Origin of the sequence: Thiocapsa sp. (genome assembly GCF_022340925.1) — a bacterium.
GTDB lineage: Bacteria > Pseudomonadota > Gammaproteobacteria > Chromatiales > Chromatiaceae > Thiocapsa.
Window position 1 is genome coordinate 14,084 of record NZ_JAJDNA010000014.1, and the last position, 17,933, is coordinate 32,016.

A 17,933-nucleotide genomic window follows, 5' to 3' on the forward strand; every position below is an offset into this window, starting at 1 on the left:
GGTCGTTTCCAGATCAAGAGGCACTGATCCGCCATGTTTGCCCGTATCCTGCTCGTCCTGGTGGTGCTCGCGGCACTCATCGGCGGGCTCGCCTACTTCAAGTACCGCCAGATCGAGGAGCAGATCGCCTTGTCCTCGCAGCCCATGCCGGCGCCCACGGTCACGGCCGTGACGGTCGCGCCGAAGGACTGGGAGCCGACTCTGGAGGCGGTCGGCACCGTGCAGGCGATCCAGGGTGTGGAGGTCAACAACGAGGTGGCGGGTCAGGTCACGGCGATCGAGTTTGACTCTGGCGCCATGGTCAAGCGGGGCGAGGTGCTGGTTCGCCTTGCCGACGAGGTCGACCAAGCCGACTTGGAAGGGTTGCAGGCCGCCGAGCGCCTTGCGCAGATCAAGGTCGAGCGCAACCGCACGCTGCTCAAGGACCGTGCCGTCGCCCAAGGCGACTTCGACGAGATCAGCGCACAGCTCGACCAGGCCCGCGCCCAGGTCAAGGCGAAGCAGGCGACGATCGAGAAGAAGACCATTCGTGCACCCTTCGACGGTCAGTTGGGCATTCGTCAGATCAATCTTGGCCAGTTCCTTCCCGAAGGCTCGCCGATCGTCCCGCTCCAGACGCTCGACCCGATTTATGTCGACTATGCCCTTCCAGAGCGGCACCTGGGACTCTTGTCGGTCGGTCAGGCCGTGCGGGTACGCATCTCCGCCCATCCCGAGCGGGCATTCCCCGGGACCGTCCAAGTCATCAGCCCGGGGATCGACCAGGGTACGCGGAACGTCCGCGTCCGTGCCCTGCTGAGCAACCCCGACCTCGCCCTGCGGCCCGGTATGTTCGCCCGCGTGGCGACCCTGTTGCCGCGTGAAGAGGCCGTGCTCACCCTCCCCCGCGAGGCCATCGCCTTCAACACCTATGGGGATGCGGTCTTCGTCGTCCGTGCTGAGGAGGGCAAGACGATCGTCGAGCGCCGGCAGGTCCGCACCGGCGCGGTGCGCGGCGACGAGATTGCGGTCATCGAGGGCCTCGCCGCGGGCGACCGCGTCGTCTCATCCGGCCAGGTGAAGCTCAGGAACGGGCTGGAGGTGAGGACCGTCGAGCCGGATCAGCCGCGCGAGTCCGAGGCGGCGCCGGAATGAAATTCACCGACATCTTTGTCTACCGCCCGGTGCTGGCCAGCGTCGTCAGCCTCCTGATCCTCATCCTCGGAATCCGGGCCTTCGTCGACCTGGAGATCCGCCAGTATCCGGAAACCCAGAACACCGTGGTCACGGTCACCACCGCCTACCCCGGCGCCAGCAGCGATCTGGTCCAGGGCTTCATCACCACCCCCCTGCAGCAGGCGATCGCCGAGGCCAACGGCATCGACTACCTGGTCGGAACCAGCACCGCCGGGGTCTCGGTCATCGAGGCGAACATGCGCCTCAACTATGACCCCAACGCAGCCGTGGCCGAGATCCAGGCCAAGGTCGCCAGCCGCCTCAATGTCCTCCCCGAGGCCGCCCAGAACCCGGTCATCGACTCCACGACCGGCGACTCCACCGCACTCATGTATCTCGCCTTCTACAGCGAGGAGATGACGCTGCCGCAGATCACCGATTACCTCATCCGGGTCGTTCAGCCCCAGCTCCAGGCCTTGGATGGAGTCGCCAAGGCCGAGATCTTCGGCGACCAGACCTTTGCGATGCGGATCTGGCTCGACCCCGCTCGGATGGCCTCCCTGGGCGTGAGCGGGGATGATGTAGCGCGCGTCCTCGAGGAGAACAACTATCTCGCCGGAGTCGGACGGCTGCGCGGGGAGCAGGTGCAGATCGACCTCTCCGCGACCACCGATGTCAGCCGCGTAGAGGATTTCCGGCGCCTGGTGGTCCGCACCGAGGACGACACCCTCATTCGGCTCGACGACATCGCCACGGTCGAGATGGGGGCCAAGACATATGACTCCAGCACCTTGTACAAGGGAATCCCCGCCATCTTCATCGGCATCGAGCCCTCCCCGGGCTCCAATCCGCTCGAGGTCGCCGCGCGGGTTCAGGATCTGATGCCGGAGCTCAGGCAGCAGTTTCCGGAGGGACTCAAGGCGTTCGTCCCCTATGACGCCAGCGAGTTCATCCAGGAATCCATTAAGGAGGTCTTCACCACACTCGCCGAGGCGGTGCTGATTGTGCTGTTCGTGATCTTCCTCTCCCTGGGCTCGGTCCGCGCCGCCCTGGTTCCCTCGGTGGCCGTGCCCCTGTCGATTGTGGGCGCAGGCTTCCTGATGTTGCTCATGGGCTTCTCGGTCAACCTTCTGACCCTGTTGGCGATGGTCCTGGCGATCGGACTGGTGGTCGATGACGCCATCATCGTGGTGGAGAACGTGCATCGCCATCTGGAGATGGGCAAGAGCGGCATTCAGGCGGCGCTCGATGGGGCCCGTGAGCTCGCCATGCCCATCATCGCCATGACCACGACGCTGGTCGCTGTCTATGCCCCCATCGGGTTCATGGGCGGACTCGTGGGCTCCCTCTTCACTGAGTTTGCCTTCACCCTCGCGGGGGCGGTGGTGGTCTCGGGTGTCGTTGCCCTGACCCTCTCCCCCATGCTGGCCGGTCGCGTGCTGCGCGCAGGCAGCGAGCAGAGCCGCTTCGAGCGCCGCGTCGAGCACGCCTTCGGCGGGCTCGCGGCCGGCTATCGGCGCCTGCTGCGCGGCTGGTTGGACTACCCGGGCGTCACCCTGCTGGTCGCAGTTGTGGTGCTGGGCGCCATCTACGGCATGTACAGCATGACCAAGAAGGAGTTGGCGCCGACCGAGGACCAGAGCATCCTCTTCTTCATGGGCACCACCCCGCAGACCGCCACCGTCGATCTCAATCTGCGCGCCATCGACGAGATGCTGCCCATCTTCGATTCCTTCCCTGAGTACAAGGAAAGCTTCATTATCGCCGGTATGGGTGGTGACCAGAGCAGTACCTTCGGTGGCTTCAAGATGTCCCCGCCCTCTGAGCGGAAGCGTTCGCAAATGGAGATCCAGCCGCAGCTGCAGGGTATGCTCGGCGCAATCACCGGGATGCAGACCGTCGTCTTCCCCCGGCCGAGTCTGCCGACACCGGGGAGAGGCATCCCGCTCGAATTCGTCATCCTGTCCGACCGCCCCTTCGTCGAGCTTGATGGGCTTGCCGATCGGTTGCTGGGCAAGGCGATGGCCAGCGGCAACTTCATGTTCCTGAGCAAGGACATCAAGTACGAGCGACCGCGTACCGTCCTTGACGTCGACCGCGACCTCGCCGGCGATCTCGGGATCAGCATGGCCGATCTCGGACGGAGCCTCTCAGTGATGCTGAACGAGGATTACGTCAACTGGTTCAGCCTTGAGGGGCGGAGTTATCAGGTCATTCCTCAGGTCGAGCAGCGCTTCCGCAACGACATCGGCGAGCTGCAGGACTTCTACGTCCGCAATTCAGCCGGCGACCTGATCCCCCTGGCGGCCCTGGTCGACATCCACGACGAGGTCGAGCCGTCGAAGCGCGTCCAGTTCCAGCAGCTCAATGCCATCACCCTCTCCGGTGTCATGACGCCCGGGATCCCGCTGGGAGCGGCCCTGAGCTATCTCGAGCAGGAGGCCTCAGCCCTCTTTCCGCGTGGCGTGCGCTGGGACTTCAAGGGCGAGTCGCGCCAGTTCAAGACCGAGGGCGCCGCGCTCGAGGTTACCTTCTTCCTCTCGCTCCTGATCATCTATCTGGTCCTCGCGGCGCAGTTCGAGAGCTGGCGCGACCCCTTCGTCATCCTGATGTCTGTCCCGCTCACCATCGCCGGCGCCCTTGCCTTCCTCTTCCTCGGGTTCGCGAGTGTCAACATCTACACCCAGGTGGGCCTGATCACCCTGATCGGCCTGATCGCCAAGAACGGCATCCTGATCGTGGAGTTCGCCAACCAGCTCCGCGAGCACGAGGGTCTCTCGAAACGTGAGGCGGTCGAGCGGGCTTCGGCGATCCGGCTCCGCCCGATCCTGATGACGACGGTGTCTATGCTGGTGGCCATGATCCCGCTCCTGACCGCAAGCGGGCCGGGTGCCGTCAGCCGGTTCGACATCGGCCTGGTGATCGTGACCGGCCTTGGTATCGGCACACTCTTGACGCTGTTTGTCGTGCCGGCCTTCTACCTGCTCCTTTCGCCCGAGAAACACCGGGCGATGGGCGCCCCGCGCCCCGGACTGGAAGCTGCACAGCATCCCTAGAAGCCTGTTGACGTTCATCTGAGCGAGGCTGACGGCGAGCAGTTCGTCACGCTGGCAAGGCGCGGCGAGGAGCAACAGTCGGCTCGATGACACCGTCGACGCGGTCGCTCGGGATGCTGCTCGGCGGTGCGCCCGCGCAGCCGAATGCCCCCGCACCTCTCCGGTGCAGCCCCAGGGGAAGCGCACCAATCCGTTCCGGACAGCCCGCCTTGCATCCCGGCCCCGGCGGCGGCACCTCGGGCGGCATCTGATGGCCCGGGAATTGCGCTTAGCTGAAGTACGCTGGCGCCACGCGGGCCCTGCCCTACCATCCGCTCGCGGATACGCCAACATGGAGCCGGATCCCGGGTAGAGCCTGTCTGACTTGAGGCTGATCGACTGCGCCGGAGGGACAGCGGTCCGTATCCGCACGATAACCGACTCAGGAGGCGAGCCGAGGCGATGATGGCCCTTGCAAGCAGCGCGGTCTTCACCGCGCCCGCCCGGATCTTCAACCACGACATCATGGGCTGCACAGCGGAGGGTGTTGCCGGGAATCACCTCTATTCGGGCCGAGCGCTGGCCCTTACCGAGCCCGGGGACATCATCCAGCTCCACCCCGCACTCAAGCCCCAGTGGGACTTCATCTGCGCGCACTACACTCGCGTTGGACTCTCCTTCACCGAGCAGGTGATCTGGAATGTCAGACAGCGCGCCCTGGAGGAGCATGCAGATCGCGAGATCTCCGTCTTCTTCTTCGGCGCCGCCGAGCATGCGGCGCGCCCGAACCAGGCCTGGCATGGGGTGGTGCAGCACATCAATTCCAAGAACAACTTCATGGCCCTGGCGGAGGCGCTGGGGGTGCCGGTCCCGCGGACGCTCTGCCTCGCCGACGTGGCAGATATTGGGACGACGGAGATTGCACGAGCGCCTTACCCCTGCTATCTCAAAGCCGCCGTCTCCGTCTCGGGGGTGGGCATCTACCGCTGCGCCGATTCGGCGGAGCTGCGCGACGCGTTGAGCCGGTTCGCGACCGGCGTTCCGATCCAGATCCAGGCGGAGGTTGCCACCGATCTCTTCCTCAATCTCCAGTACGAGGCGGACGCCGTCGGCTACCGGCCCATCGCGACCACCGAGCAGTTGCTGGAGGGGCCGGTGCACCAGGGCAACCGCTATCCTGCGCGCCACGCCCCATGGTCCTGCGTCGAGCCGATGGCGGAGTGGCTGCACCAGGAGGGAATCCGAGGCGTATACGCCTTCGATGTCGCCGTGATCGACCGCGACCAGGGCCCGGAATATCTCGCCATCGAGTGCAACCCGCGGTTCAACGGGGCCTCCTACCCCACCGCCGTGGCGCGCAAGCTTGGCATCGACTCCTGGCTCGCCCGCACCTTCCGCACCGAGCACCGCTCCCTGGCCGAGCTCGACCTGCTCGGCATCGAGTACGACCCAGCGAGTGGGGAGGGGGTGATCCTGGTCAACTGGGGGCCCTTGTTGGTGGGCAAGCTCCTCGTCCTGCTGGCCGGCCCGCCCCCTGCGCAGGAGCGCCTTGCCCTGGAGCTTCAGAGACGACTCTGATAGCTTCACCCCCATGCGCCCCGCGGCATCGAAAACGTCATGAGGCACCGCTTGCGGTGCCTCGATCGTACCTGGCCGACCTCGATCTGCCCACAACCTCTCGCGCGGACCCTCATCGAGCCTCATGCCCACCGACCGTTTCTCCCTCATGGTCCACGGCGGCGCCGGCGCCCTGGACAACGTCAAGGACGACAGGACCGCGGTGCGCTACCTGGAGAGCTTGCGCATCGTGCTCGAGCACGGCCGGGCTATCCTCTCCCGCGGGGCCAGCGCCATTGAGGCCGTGGAGACCTGCGCCTCCCTGCTGGAGGACGACCCCCTGTTCAACGCGGGCTGCGGCTCGGTGCTCAACGAGCTGGGTCGGGTGGAGATGGACGCGGGGATCATGGACGGCCGCGACCTGGCCGCCGGTGCCGTCGCCGGGATCTCCAATATCGCCAACCCGGTCCAACTCGCCCGCCTGGTGATGGACGGCAGCGAGCATGTGATGCTGATCGGGGAGGGGGCGATGCGCTTCGCGGAGCACTGCAAGGTACCCTTCGCGCCGGATCACTACTTCCTCACCCCCGAGCGCATCGCCCAGCTCGATCAGGCGCGCCTGAAGCACCGCATCATGCTCGACCACGACGAGGCCGACGAGCTAGCGGAGTCGCAGAAATACGGCACCATCGGCGCGGTCGCGCGCGACGTGACGGGGAACCTCGCGGCGGCGACCTCCACCGGCGGCGTCGTCAACAAACGCCTCGGCCGGGTCGGGGACACGCCGATCATCGGCGCCGGGGTGTACGCGGACAACGAGACCTGCGCCGTCTCAGCGACCGGCTTCGGCGAGGACTTCATGCGCACAGTCATCGCCAAGACCATCGCCGACGTCCTCGACTTCAAGGGCGGCGATGCGCACTCGGCGGCGGATGAAGGCATGAGCTACCTGAAACGCAAGGTTGCCGGCCGCGGCGGGGTCATCGTCATCGACCGGGACGGCCGCTGTGCCGCCGGCTTCACCACCAAGCGGATGATCCACGGCTGGATCGCGCACGGCGGCGAGACCGTCTGCCGCTTCTGAGTGGCTGTCATGATGGGGGGGAAGACCGCTCGCGCGGCACGCTCCGGTCACGGACGACGATGGCAGCGAGCCGGAATGCGATCCCAGTCGGGCGCCGCACAGGACGACACTGAGGCTTCAGGTCCAACCGAGGCGGGAGCCGTCCGACCCCCGAAAGCGCTCACCCACCCTTGCCCGAACCATCCACCGCACGCAGTCGGCCGCGTCCAGCGCGCCCTCTTCCGGAGCCCAACGCGCAAAGTCCTCGGCCTGAACCGGTGAGAATGGTCCCGGCTTGCACTCGAAGACGAGGGTGTCGGGCCTCAAACAGATCAACGAATGCCAGGTTCCCTGAGGACATTCGAGACCCGTGCAGTCCTGGTCCGCTCCGGCCTCGGTTCGCCCGGTGACGCGCCCTTGCTCGTCAAAGCCGATCCACGCGGCGATCCCCTTCAGCACGAGAATGAGCTCCCACTTCGGTGGACGGCGGTGTCGGTGGGGCCGGACATAGGTTCCCGGCTGCATAGCGATCAAGATTCGCTGGACCGACTCGCCGTGGGAGTCGTGAATGAGGTGATGGGCCCGCCGCCGCGGAGACGCAAGGGCCCTTTCGCAGAGGTCATCGAACAATGCGGTATTGATGATCTTCATCGCGTGATCCAGCAGCTGACAACCAGGCGAACGCGGTCGGGTCGCGCGGCCGTTCGCCGGGTGCCAGCCAACTCACCATCGATCCTCAGCCGCCCTGCGGGCCTGCCACATCGACGAGCTGATAGAGGGTTCTGCGTTCCTTTGGCGCCCTCCCCGGCGTGATATGCCCGTCCAGTAACCCAGCAGCCGTGGAATCGCGGCGCACCCGGGCACAAACGGTTGCCCTTCCCTTGCAGACGTCGGCCCCGGGGGCTTGGCGGTTCACAGGGTTGAGATCCCCGGGACCAATCCCAGCTCGCCTGGGCGTTCATGCTCATCGCGCTGACCGATCCGCTGACCCTGCCCTCGCGCGCCAGCCAGGTGTCTTCCAGGCCGGCCGGTCGCGCCGCATCCAGCGCCCGCCGCGCCCCGATCGGACGGACCCGATGCCAAGTCCCGATGCGATCTGCGTTGCACTTGGACGGCCGGCTCTTTCGGTTGGGGGTCAAGCGCTGGGCTCGATCGGCACGCTCAGGTTTGTGCCGCGATTGAGACCGGCTGCCACAAGGCGCTCGACGCGGCCACCAAGAGACCAGCACGGCGCCCGACAGGTTGTGCCAAACGGGTTAGGGCGCGCCTGGCAAGCGCACTGCATCGAGACCGCTGCCCTAAGCCGCTGCTTCCAACGCCTGCTCCAGGTCGGCGATGATGTCGTCGATGTGCTCGATGCCGACCGACAGGCGCACCAGGTCCTCGGAAACCCCGGCACGGGCCAGCTCCGCGGGTGACAGCTGACGATGTGTGGTCGTCGCCGGATGGCAAGCCAGCGTCTTGGCGTCGCCGATGTTCACCAGACGCACCGCGAGGTTGAGGGCGTCGATAAAGCGCGCACCGGCCTCGCGTCCGCCCCTGATGCCGAACGACAGGATCGAGCTCGCCTTGGCGCCGTCCATATATTTCTCGACCAGCGGGTAATCGGGGCTGTCGGGCAGTCCGGCATACCGGACCCATTCGACCCGGGGCTGCTCCCTGAGAAAATTGGCCACCGCCACCGCGTTCTCACAGTGGCGATCCATGCGCACGTGCAGCGTCTCGATCCCTTGGAGGATCAGGAAGCTGTTAAAGGGGGAGATGGCCGCGCCCATGTTGCGTAGTGGCACCACGCGCGTGCGGCCGATGTAGGCTGCCGGGCCGAGCGCCTCGGTGTAAACCACCCCGTGATAGGAAACGTCCGGCTCGTTGAGCATCGGGAAGCGGCTCGCATGCTCGGCCCAAGGGAACTGGCCTGAGTCCACGAGGATGCCGCCGATGGTGGTGCCGTGTCCGCCCATGTACTTGGTCAGGGCATGGACGACGATGTCGCAACCGTGCTCGAAAGGGCGGCAGAGGTAGGGGCTCGGCACCGTGTTGTCGACGATGACCGGCACGCCGTGAGCGTGCGCCATCTCGGCGATTGCGGTCAGATCCGCGACATTCCCGGCAGGGTTGCCGATCGACTCGCAGAACACCGCCTTGGTCTGATCGTCGATCAACGCTGCCATGCCGTCAATGTCATTGGGCACGGCGAAACGGACCTGGATCCCGAGCCGCGGCAATGTGTGTGCAAACAGGTTGTAGGTCCCGCCATAGAGGGTCGAGACCGCAACGATGTTGTCGCCGGACTGGGCGATGGTCAGAACGGCGTCGGTGATCGCCGCCATGCCCGACGCCAAAGCCAAGGCAGCAACGCCCCCCTCCATGGCCGTGACCCGCTTCTCAAGCACATCGCTGGTAGGGTTCATGATCCGCGTATAGATGTTCCCGGGGACCTTCAGATCGAAGAGATCAGCGCCGTGCTGCGTGTCGTCGAAAGCGTAGCTTGTCGTCTGATAGATGGGGGTTGCCACCGCCTTCGTGGTCGGGTCGGGGGCAAAGCCGGCGTGAATCGCGAGGGTCTCGATCTTCATGGTAGCTCCTGGTGGTGTTCTGATTATGGTCGCCGCGACGCTCCGGAACGGAACGCTGTCGCGGCAGCGCGCCGGCCGTTGGGCGGTGGTTTGATGGTCGCGGTCCGCGCGCCGGGTGGTCCGACAGTGCCCGCGGCACGGCACGGGGTTCGGCGAGGCCCTGCGATGTTAGCCAGCGACGAGCGGGCTGTCGATCCGCGGTCGCGCAGCGGCACACGACCGTTGGCCGACGCGGCTGTGGTTGCCAAACGAAGGCGGCCCAGCCGGCCGGGACGAGGTTCGCGAGACGACAGCGGGGCGAAACCCCGGTTTGCTTGACATCAAGACCGTCACTCCGGTCCGCGGCTTCTGGTAGATTTGCGCAAACCGAAGCCGCTATTCGCTGACGACAGACGACAACATCGGAGGACGGGGCAGATGGTCGAGATCAAACATCACGAGACGGGAAAGATCCTGGAGAGGATCGACGCGGACTCCCTGGCCGGTGCCGACCTGCGTGACATGCAGCTGAACGGGGCCGATCTGCGGGATGCCGACCTCACGGGCGCCAACCTCGAGTCCAGTGACCTCGTCGGGGCCAGGTTGAGCCGGGCGCGCCTGGTCGACGCCATCCTTGTGGCAGCCGATCTGACCGATGCCGACCTCAACGCGGCCGATCTGCGCCAGGCCCATCTGGGCGCGGAGCGCCCTGCACGCGCGGCGACCCTCAATGGCGCGGACCTCTCGCATGCCAACCTGGAGCGCGCGGATCTTCGCCATGCCCACATCCGATTCGCCAACCTGCAGGGCGCCAGCCTGAGCCATGCAGACATGCGCGACACCGACTTCCATGGCAGCAATCTCTGCCACGTGACAGCTTCCAAGGCACTCTTCATCCGTGCCAACCTGCGCGAGGCAAACCTCTGCGGCGCCGACCTGCGCGACTGTCATCTCAACGATGCGAACCTGGTCGCCGCGAGTATGCACGAGGCGGACCTGACCAGCGCCAGCCCCGGCGGCTTCACCGTCGTGAATCTCGCCAATTTCGAGGGCGCCGACCTGAGCGGGGCCAAGATGCGCAGCGTCTCGGCACAGGAGACCAATTTCCGAAACGCCAACCTCACCGATGTCGATTTCACCGACGCGGTGCTCGGCGGTGCAATCTTGCGCCGTGCCGATGTCACCAATGCCGATTTTTCCGGGGTCGAGCTGGCGAGCGTCACCATGGAATTCGCCAACTTCTCAAAGGCTCGCAATGCCGTGTACCCATCCTACAAGAAGAATCTCCGATAACCCATGCCAACAGATGGATCGACAGCGGAACGGATCGCCGTTCTCGGCGCCGGCATCTCCGGTTTGAGCCTCGGCTGGCTGCTCTCACGAATCGGGAAGCGGGTCACCGTATTCGAGTCCACGGATCGCATCGGCGGGCTGGCGCGAACCTTCGACTGGTATGGCGTGCCCTGCGATATCGCGCCGCACCGGCTCTATTCGAAGGACCAGGACCTGATTGCCCTCATCGAGTCAATCGTGCCTTTGCGCGAGCATCGTCGCAACAGCCGGATCCTGATGAAAGACCGGGTCATCCAAGATCCGATCAACCCGCTCGAGTTGGTGCTGCGGTTCGACCGAAGAACCGGCGCCCGCCTGGTCTGGGGCTTTCTCGCGCGCCCGAAACTGCCGGAAGACTCTTTTGAGGCTCTCGCCCTGAACCGTTATGGAAAAGGACTCTACGATTTTTTCTTCGAGCCGTATACGAAGAAGATGTTTGGCGTACCCCCGAGTCAGATCTCGGTGACTTGGGGACGCGAGAAGCTCCGCTCGTCCGGACTCCTGGATGCAGTCCGGCGCGGCTCCAAGACCTTCTTCAGCACCTTTCACTACCCTGCGGAAGGGGGATACGGAGGCATCGCCGACGCGATGCGGGAGCGGATTGAGGGCGAGGTCAAGCTCGAGGCCAGGGTTACCGGCATGGAGCACTCCGAGCAGCGTATCACCGCGATCGAGTACCAGCAGCGCGGCGCGACGCATCGGTTCGAATGCGACCGCGTCTTCAGCACCATCCCCGCCACCCGACTCGGTCGGATGTTCGGGGAAGATATCCGGTTGCGGTTTCGCGGCATCCAGCTGGTCTATCTCCATGTCAAGCGGCCGCGGGTCATGCCCTATCAGTGGGTGTATTTCGGCGACGGCGAGGTGGTGATCAACCGCATGGCCGAGTTCCGCAACTTTCACGACCCCGGGATCGCATCGGACAACACGGTGCTCTGTGCCGAGGTCACGGCCGAGACCGATCGACCCGTGGAAGACGTGTTGGACGCCCTCGAGCGTTACCACCTCGTCGAGCGCGCCGATGTCGACGATGTGCTCGTCGTGCCGGAGCGATTCGGCTACCCCGTCTATGACCGGGGCTTCGAGGCGGCTAAGGCGCAGGCCGAGACCCTCTTCGGTCGCTTCGACAATCTGCATCCGGTCGGCCGCAACGCCGAGTTCCGCCACATCGAGGTCGACGAGGACCTCGAATCCGCCCTGGCGGTCGTCCGACGCCTGTACCCCGGCGCAAGGCTCGGCACATGAAGCGGCTCGCCGCTCTGCTGGTCCCCATCCTGTTCACGGCAGGCCTGCTGATCTATGCCCTGGCGGGCATCGATCTGGGTGCGTTCTGGACGACGTTGCTCGACGCACAGCTCTGGGTGATCGCGCCCTTCCTCGTCTTGCTCACGCTCTTCTGTCTCAGCAATGCGCAGCGCTGGGCACTGATCCTCCGTCCCTTTGGTCGCTACTCGACCCGGGACGTCGCCCCGTCGATGATGATCGGGTTGGCCGGGAACAATGTCCTGCCCCTGCGAATCGGCGAAATCATCCGCACGGTCATCTTCGCGAAGGAATTCGGGCGCTCGCGCAGCGGCGTCTTGATGACGCTGGTCGTTGAGCGCGCCTTGGACCTGGTCGGCATCCTGCTGGTCTTCGCCACCGGTGTGATCCTCGTCGGGGACGTCCCGAGCGGGTTCAAGGTGAGTCTGTTCCTCGCGCTCGCGGGCATCGCCGCGCTGATGCTCTCCTTGATCCTGTTCGCACGTTTCCCGCGGGTCCCGTTCGGCATCTGGACGCGCGCAAGCCGTCACCTGCCCACCAGAATCGCCAAGCGCGGCGATACCTACCTCGCCGAGCTCGCGAAGGGGCTCGAGTCACTCGCCATGCCGCCTGCCGCCCTCGCCCTGCTGCTCTACTCGCTGCTGCGCTGGTTCATCGCCGCGGCCATGGCTTGGCTCAGCGTCGCCAGCTATGGGGTGACGCTCCCCGCCGGACTCGCCATGTTGGTGATCGGCGTGACCGCGGTTGCCGTGTCCATGCCCAGCGTGCCCGGGTTCATCGGGCCGGTCCAGGCCGCTTTCGTCTTCGCCCTGACGCCATTCGGCGTGACTCAGGAGGTCGCCCTCGCCGCCAGCATCCTCTTCCTCATCGGTCAGTGGATCCCGGTCACGCTCACCGGCGCCTTGTATTTTCTCTCCAGGCATTACTCCTACCGGCAGATCCGCCGTGAGGCGGCATCCATGGAGGACGCTTGATCGTGGCGCATTGGCCCGACAAGCCGGGCCGGCCAGAGCTGGGCATCAACTGCATACGGTCAGTCAGCGCGGGCCCGCCTCATGCGCGCGCTGTCATCCCGCCGCAATCGTCGGATAAGCAGCCAATTCTTGATGTTCACATGCCCTTCGTCGGCGGCTCGACACGGACGACCCAAGTATCCATCGCGCCCAGGCGTTGCACCTGGGTGACGACCAAGCCGGCCTCGCGATAGCGCGCATCAACCGACAGTGAATCCGGTCCATCCTCGCCTTCTGAGCGCACGCGTAGCATCTGCAGCGAGTCGATCCCGAGATAGGCCATCAGGTCCTTTAGTCGGTCGAGAAACTGCGCATCGGGGATGGCCGGAAAGGTCCAGTGCCTGCGGTCACGGATCAGGAGACCAGCCGGCTCACACGCCCCCCTCATGCCGAAGACATCCCAATCCCGGCTCAAGCCGAGGCCATCGATCCAGCCAGTCCGATACGGGATCTCGACAGGCCGGCCGTCCTGCACACCGAGCGTCATCCGGAAATCGATCCCCTGCGGATAGGCGTCCGCGTAGAGTGGATAGAACGCCAGACTCTCCACATAGACTGCACCTGCCCGGGCACGCGTGGTCTCGAGCGCTTCCAACGCGCCGGACCAAGCGCCCTGGGTATTCCCCTCGCCGATCGGATCCAGGTGCTGCCCCCGATAGAGTCCGAGCAGGGCAAATGCCACAACGGCCAGACCGAAGGCGCGCTGCGAACGCGGCGAGCGAAGGCGTGACGAGATGGCGTCGACGGCCAGTACGAGCACGGACAGGTAGAGCGGCAGCAGCATCGCCTGGTGCCGCATCAGCCCGCCGAATGGATAGACCCCGACAACCGCCGCGAAAAAGACAAGAGCTGTCGCGCCAAAGGCACTCAGCACCAGGAGAAGCCGCGCCTGCTGTTGCCGGCGCAGCGCCGACACCAGGACGGCCGTAGCCGCAATCCAGAAGGCTCCGACCGCGATCGCCTGCCAAACGGGCGTCTGAGGAAACTGAGGGGTCAACCAGCCGGCATTGCCGACCAGACCCCTCCAGGCGAAGTCGAGCGGCGAATCCGTCTCGCGAAAGATCAGGGAATCGACATGCGCCGGCGCCACCGCGCCGCGACCGCGACCGTAGCCCACGGCGAACCAGGACATGATGAGGAGGCTCCCGATGCCCAGCAACCCGACCGCGAGCCGGTCGGGGAGACGCCATCGGCGCGGCCATTCCCCGAAGCGCAACGCCGGCTTCCCGGACTGCCCGGCCCAGATCATTGCCAGCACAAGCACCAACGCCAGCGTGACGAAGAGCGTCGAGTACATGAAGGCGAAGGCGATCGTGAGGCCCAGGGCGGCAGTCAGTGTCTGCGGCCGGGACGGGTTGGCGCGTCCCGACGCGTTCAACGCCACCGGCGGGACGAGCGAGGTCGCGGCGAGCAGGCCAAGGATCAGGAACAGGAGGCCGAGGCTGTAGGATCGCACGACCACGCCGAGCTCGAGGAAGCCCGCGCTGGTGACCAGCAGCAGGGTGCCGAGCAGCGCCGTCTCCGGATCGACTCGCAGACGCCGCAGCAGCACATACCAAAGCGGGACCGTCGCCGCGGCGGCCACCACCGAGGGCAGACGAAACCAAAAGGGATCGGAACCCAACGCCGCGATCGGCATCAGCAGGAGGTGATGCAGCGGCGGATGCGCGTCGACGAGACCCTCTTCGAGGGCCTTGGTCCAAGGCGAAAGGGTGCTCAGGTAAAGGTGCCACGCCTCGTCATATCCCCAGCGGGGATCCAATGCGAGGAGCAGGCCGATCGCGAGCGTGGCGAGCGTCAGGAGGACGACCGCCACCATAGGATTAGGATTGCCCCCTTGGGCCCCCACCAGCGCCGCGATGCCGTCGCGTGACGCCTGACCCGGCGAAACACCATCGGGCTCGAGTCCGGACATGGCGTCGGTGCAGTGGGACGTGGGGCCGCTCCGGCGCCCGCATGCACAGGGGGCGTCACGGAACGGCGCCGCCTACTTGATCGAGCGGTAGTAGTCCATCAGGATCTGCGCGACCTCGGGTCTGGAGAACTCGGGCGGCGGCGCAATGCCGTTGCCGAGCATCTCACGAACCTTGGTTCCCGACAGCAGAACGAAATCCTCTTTGGAGTGATCCGGTGCCTCACACATCATCACCACCCGGCTGAGCTTCTTTGAGTAAGCGGTATGGTCCGCCTTGAAGATCTCGATATCCAAGGCACCTGCTGGCACCTCCTCGTCGAAGATGGTCTGGGCATCGAAAGCGCCGTAGTAGTCGCCCACGCCGGCATGGTCGCGGCCGATGATGAAATGGCTTGCCCCCATGTTCTGCCTGAAGTACGCGTGCAGCACCGCCTCGCGCGGTCCTGCATAGAGCATATCGAATCCGTAGCCTGTCACCATGGCACTGTTCGGCGGGAAGTACAGCTCGACCATCTTGCGAATCGCCGCATCCCGCACCGGAGCCGGGATGTCGCCCGGCTTGAGCTTGCCGAGCAACATATGGATCACCAAGCCGTCGCAGTCGAGGCGCTGCATAGCCATGTGGCAGAGCTCCTCGTGCGCAAGGTGCATGGGATTACGGGTCTGGAAGGCAACCACCCGTTTCCAGCCGCGCTCTGCGATCTCGTTGCGGATCTCGACCGCGGTGCGGAAGGTATCCGGGAAGTCGTCTTGGAAGTAGGAGAAATGCAGAACCTGGATCGGCCCCGACAGCGCGAAGCGGCCCTGACTGTGGAAGGTCTTCACACCCGGATGCTCTTCGTCGGCGGTGCGATAAACCTTCTCGGTCATCAGCGCCATCTGATCATCGGTGACCTGCTCGATCGCCTCCACATCCATCACGGCGAGGACCGGGTTTCCCTCGACATTGGGGTCGCGCAATGCGATCCGATTGGCATCCGCGATCCCGCTGACGCTCTCTAGAAGGCAGAGAATCGGGACCGGAAAAAACAGACCGGCTGTGGTGCGCATCCCCTCCGCGACACTGACGGCGTCGGCGAGGTTCATGAAGCCCGGGAGCGGACTGAAGTAGCCACCGCCAAGCATGACGGCGTTGGCGGCCGCCTGGGAGCTGATCACCACCGACGGGAGTGTCTCCGCCTCTCGCATCAGCGCATGATGCGCATCCGGGTCGTAGACGAACAGCGGCATTAAAGCGTCGGAACCCACAGGTTTGATCATCGTCTGCCTCTCCTCACGGCGCCATCGCAGATCCGCCGGTGCTCGACCCCGGACCAGGATAGGACGGATTATTGAAGTCGTTGCGCATCAGTTGCGCCGCTCCGGCGGCGCGGCCCGTTCAGCCGCCAACCGGGGCTCCCACCGGTGTTGCGGGGCCCGGCGCGCCGACCACAAGGCTCGCCCGCCTGATCCCACCCCGCGGGCACCGCGACCGAGACTGCCCCGAGCAGCCTGGCCTGTAACCTTACCACGCACCTGGAATGACCTCGCCAAGGTTGTTTTTATGCAGCAAACAAATTCCCTTAAGCGGATGCTGATGAATCGCCATCCTGGCTGTCATCAGCTCGCCTTCCGCGAGGCGCGACAATCGGAAGACGCCAACTTCAGGCACTTGGGTGCCTGAACATGCCGGGGCAGGAGGCCCCGGACGGGAAACGCTGAATACATCAGCGTCTACTCAAGCCGAACGCGGCGCAGCAGGGTGCCGGAGTGCGCTAGACTTGCGGACGGCTCGATCCTGCCCGCTCGGCAGGTCGGGCCGCCCTGTTGGTCTCAGCCCGTCACGGATACGCCGATCATGCCCTATTTCGTTTATAAAATCTCTCCGCCGCTGCAGTTGGATTACATCGACACCCTGGAACGTTACCAAGACGCCCGCAAGCTGGTCCGCAGCCGCCGCCAGGCGGAAGAGCCGGGCAGCGGCATCCAGTACCGCCTGGTGTTTGCTCGGCAGCAGGCGGAAGCAGAGAAGCTCCTGTCGACCCCGCGCGACGAGCGGGTCATCGGGGAAGACTAGGAGCCTCGTTCCACCTCATTTTGCGCGACATTGAAAGCGGAACTCAGGACTGACCGGCGACACGCTCACTGATCGGGCCGCTCCGCCGATCAACGCGCGGACATGGCAACGCCGGGTCGCGTGCCCTTCTCCGCCAGAAGGAACTCGCGCACCTTGCGCACGTAATCCTGAGTCTCTGCGTAGGGCGGGATCTTGCGCCCATGCTTAATGACAGCGCCTTCTCCCGCATTGTAGCCGGCGAGTGCCAGCTCGAGGTCCCAATCGAACAGATCAAGCAGATCCCGCAGATAGGCGGAACCGCCACGGACGTTCTCGACCGGGTTGAAGCTGTCGGCCACCCCATAACGTGCCGCGGTGCCCGGCATCAACTGCATCAGGCCCTCCGCTCCGGCACGCGAGACCGCCGTAGGATCGTACGCGGATTCGGCGCGGATCACAGCGTGGATCAAGGCAGGCGGAAGGCCGTAGCGCCGTGCATTTGCCCCAATCAGGTTGTCATACAGCGCCCGTCGCTTGGCGAGTGAGCCGGCGACCCGGCTCGGCGACTTGGATGCGGCCCGCCTCTTTGCGCCGACGCTCGCCGATCGCGTCTGATTCTCACGAACCAATTTCTTTGACTCACGCTTCCATTCGAGACGATACTTCTTCCCTTTCAGGGGTGCATCGGTGAAGTACACCTTGCCCGTCGCGTCCACGTACTTGTAGACGTCCGCCTGCGCAGCCTCCGAAGCAAAGCAGGCGGTCAGCAGCGCCAATATCGCGATGAATCCATGCATCTCTGCCTCCGCGCGGGCCCGGCCGATCCACCACCGAAGCCAATGCCAGAAGACGATCCGACCGCACTCCCGGGCTCGGTCCCGCTGAGCCCGCACCAGCTGAAAATCCCGCTGCCCCCAGTAGAGCTAGAGACACCCAGCCGAGGGGCAAGCCCCGCTCACGCAGTTCTTGTGCGCATCGCGCCGGGACGCTCCGGTCCGGCGACACATCCT

General features: G+C 65.3%; 13 protein-coding genes. 8 read left to right on the plus strand and 5 right to left on the minus strand.

Annotated elements, in window-relative coordinates; genetic code table 11:
• Positions 1 to 33 precede the first annotated feature (33 nt).
• The 4 genes from LJE61_RS02140 to LJE61_RS02155 all read left to right on the plus strand — a co-directional run bounded on the left by LJE61_RS02140 (position 34) and on the right by LJE61_RS02155 (position 6,831).
• Positions 34 to 1,134: an efflux RND transporter periplasmic adaptor subunit gene (locus LJE61_RS02140; RefSeq protein WP_296912246.1), complete on the plus strand. Its 1,101-nt coding sequence runs from the start codon at positions 34 to 36 to the stop codon at positions 1,132 to 1,134.
• Positions 1,131 to 4,211 (plus strand): efflux RND transporter permease subunit, encoded by a 3,081-nt coding sequence (locus tag LJE61_RS02145; RefSeq protein WP_296912244.1) that lies wholly within the window; start codon positions 1,131 to 1,133, stop codon positions 4,209 to 4,211. Before LJE61_RS02140 ends, LJE61_RS02145 begins: the two co-directional genes overlap by 4 nt.
• A 441-nt stretch (positions 4,212 to 4,652) precedes the next feature.
• Positions 4,653 to 5,768, plus strand: a complete 1,116-nt coding sequence (locus LJE61_RS02150) for an ATP-grasp domain-containing protein (protein ID WP_296912243.1) — start codon at positions 4,653 to 4,655, stop codon at positions 5,766 to 5,768.
• Positions 5,769 to 5,892: 124 nt separating this feature from the next.
• Positions 5,893 to 6,831 carry an isoaspartyl peptidase/L-asparaginase family protein gene (locus LJE61_RS02155; RefSeq protein WP_296912241.1) on the plus strand — a complete coding sequence of 313 codons (939 nt, stop codon included), beginning with the start codon at positions 5,893 to 5,895 and terminating at the stop codon, positions 6,829 to 6,831.
• A gap of 117 nt (positions 6,832 to 6,948) precedes the next feature.
• Here the strand turns inward: LJE61_RS02155 and LJE61_RS02160 are convergent, their stop codons facing one another.
• Together LJE61_RS02160 and LJE61_RS02165 are read right to left on the minus strand one after the other, a co-directional pair.
• Positions 6,949 to 7,461: a WbuC family cupin fold metalloprotein gene (locus LJE61_RS02160; RefSeq protein ID WP_296912239.1), complete on the minus strand. Its 513-nt coding sequence runs from the start codon at positions 7,459 to 7,461 to the stop codon at positions 6,949 to 6,951.
• A gap of 647 nt (positions 7,462 to 8,108) precedes the next feature.
• Positions 8,109 to 9,386: an O-acetylhomoserine aminocarboxypropyltransferase/cysteine synthase family protein gene (locus LJE61_RS02165; RefSeq protein WP_296912237.1), complete on the minus strand. Its 1,278-nt coding sequence runs from the start codon at positions 9,384 to 9,386 to the stop codon at positions 8,109 to 8,111.
• Between the two features lie 417 nt (positions 9,387 to 9,803).
• Between LJE61_RS02165 and LJE61_RS02170 the strand changes: the two genes are divergently transcribed.
• From LJE61_RS02170 to LJE61_RS02180, 3 genes are read left to right on the plus strand one after another with little or no spacing between them, the layout of a single operon-like run.
• Positions 9,804 to 10,658: a pentapeptide repeat-containing protein gene (locus LJE61_RS02170; RefSeq protein WP_296917281.1), complete on the plus strand. Its 855-nt coding sequence runs from the start codon at positions 9,804 to 9,806 to the stop codon at positions 10,656 to 10,658.
• Between the two features lie 3 nt (positions 10,659 to 10,661).
• Positions 10,662 to 11,942: an FAD-dependent oxidoreductase gene (locus tag LJE61_RS02175; protein ID WP_296912231.1), complete on the plus strand. Its 1,281-nt coding sequence runs from the start codon at positions 10,662 to 10,664 to the stop codon at positions 11,940 to 11,942.
• Positions 11,939 to 12,934: a lysylphosphatidylglycerol synthase transmembrane domain-containing protein gene (locus LJE61_RS02180; protein ID WP_296912229.1), complete on the plus strand. Its 996-nt coding sequence runs from the start codon at positions 11,939 to 11,941 to the stop codon at positions 12,932 to 12,934. Before LJE61_RS02175 ends, LJE61_RS02180 begins: the two co-directional genes overlap by 4 nt.
• Before the next feature lie 136 nt (positions 12,935 to 13,070).
• Here LJE61_RS02180 and LJE61_RS02185 read toward each other — a convergent pair whose 3' ends face one another.
• Entirely contained in the window at positions 13,071 to 14,888 is a 1,818-nt protein-coding gene (locus LJE61_RS02185; RefSeq protein WP_296917283.1) for a hypothetical protein, read from the minus strand.
• 72 nt (positions 14,889 to 14,960) lie between these two features.
• Positions 14,961 to 16,148, minus strand: a complete 1,188-nt coding sequence (gene sat, locus LJE61_RS02190) for a sulfate adenylyltransferase (protein WP_296909421.1) — start codon at positions 16,146 to 16,148, stop codon at positions 14,961 to 14,963.
• 577 nt (positions 16,149 to 16,725) lie between these two features.
• On the opposite strand from sat, the gene LJE61_RS02195 reads away from it, so the two are divergent.
• On the plus strand, positions 16,726 to 16,944 hold the full coding sequence (locus LJE61_RS02195; protein ID WP_296909422.1) for a hypothetical protein: 219 nt from the start codon (positions 16,726 to 16,728) through the stop codon (positions 16,942 to 16,944).
• Between the two features lie 89 nt (positions 16,945 to 17,033).
• On the opposite strand, the gene LJE61_RS02200 is transcribed toward LJE61_RS02195, so the two are convergent.
• Positions 17,034 to 17,720 (minus strand): lytic transglycosylase domain-containing protein, encoded by a 687-nt coding sequence (locus LJE61_RS02200; RefSeq protein WP_296909423.1) that lies wholly within the window; start codon positions 17,718 to 17,720, stop codon positions 17,034 to 17,036.
• Between the last annotated feature and the right edge of the window lie 213 nt (positions 17,721 to 17,933).

Excerpts from the sequence above, each read along its gene's own strand:
- LJE61_RS02140 (WP_296912246.1), top strand. The coding sequence starts at position 34 with ATGTTTGCCCGTATCCTGCTCGTCCTGGTGGTGCTCGCGGCACTCATC.
- LJE61_RS02145 (WP_296912244.1), top strand. The coding sequence starts at position 1,131 with ATGAAATTCACCGACATCTTTGTCTACCGCCCGGTGCTGGCCAGCGTC.
- LJE61_RS02150 (WP_296912243.1), top strand. The coding sequence starts at position 4,653 with ATGATGGCCCTTGCAAGCAGCGCGGTCTTCACCGCGCCCGCCCGGATC.
- LJE61_RS02155 (WP_296912241.1), top strand. The coding sequence starts at position 5,893 with ATGCCCACCGACCGTTTCTCCCTCATGGTCCACGGCGGCGCCGGCGCC.
- LJE61_RS02160 (WP_296912239.1), bottom strand. The coding sequence starts at position 7,461 with ATGAAGATCATCAATACCGCATTGTTCGATGACCTCTGCGAAAGGGCC.
- LJE61_RS02165 (WP_296912237.1), bottom strand. The coding sequence starts at position 9,386 with ATGAAGATCGAGACCCTCGCGATTCACGCCGGCTTTGCCCCCGACCCG.
- LJE61_RS02170 (WP_296917281.1), top strand. The coding sequence starts at position 9,804 with ATGGTCGAGATCAAACATCACGAGACGGGAAAGATCCTGGAGAGGATC.
- LJE61_RS02175 (WP_296912231.1), top strand. The coding sequence starts at position 10,662 with ATGCCAACAGATGGATCGACAGCGGAACGGATCGCCGTTCTCGGCGCC.
- LJE61_RS02180 (WP_296912229.1), top strand. The coding sequence starts at position 11,939 with ATGAAGCGGCTCGCCGCTCTGCTGGTCCCCATCCTGTTCACGGCAGGC.
- LJE61_RS02185 (WP_296917283.1), bottom strand. The coding sequence starts at position 14,888 with ATGTCCGGACTCGAGCCCGATGGTGTTTCGCCGGGTCAGGCGTCACGC.
- sat (WP_296909421.1), bottom strand. The coding sequence starts at position 16,148 with ATGATCAAACCTGTGGGTTCCGACGCTTTAATGCCGCTGTTCGTCTAC.
- LJE61_RS02195 (WP_296909422.1), top strand. The coding sequence starts at position 16,726 with ATGCCCTATTTCGTTTATAAAATCTCTCCGCCGCTGCAGTTGGATTAC.
- LJE61_RS02200 (WP_296909423.1), bottom strand. The coding sequence starts at position 17,720 with ATGCATGGATTCATCGCGATATTGGCGCTGCTGACCGCCTGCTTTGCT.